The organism is Neisseria sp. P0009.S007 (genome assembly GCF_051962515.1).
This window is the reverse complement of record NZ_JBQCVF010001075.1, coordinates 1-278: the sequence shown is the minus strand read 5'-3', so window position 1 is coordinate 278 and position 278 is coordinate 1. Positions and strand designations below refer to the sequence as shown.

The following is a 278-nucleotide window of genomic DNA, read 5'->3' as shown; positions in this document are numbered from 1 at the left end:
GTGCTTGGCTGAAGTGCGTGCCGACTTGCCGAAATCGAAAGCTGTGGTGGAAAAATACGCCGAACTGTTAGCCAATGTAGACAGGCTTGCCGACTACGATATTTTTGTTTCAAGAGATTGGCCTAATGATGATTATGGTATTGCTAATAAACCGCTTCCAAAACTGCAATTCGTGAAATACGGTAGAAAACCTGCCGCACTTGATTGGGCGGAAGGGCGGGAAGCCGAGGCATGGAAGCGCGTTTGCCGCAACATCAAGACAGGGCGCAGTATGCTGA

The 278-nt window shown here is 49.3% G+C and carries 1 pseudogene; it reads left to right on the top strand.

Annotated elements, in window-relative coordinates:
• Positions 1-278: pseudogene (locus tag ACTHS3_RS17805) on the top strand (hypothetical protein); the annotation flags it as partial.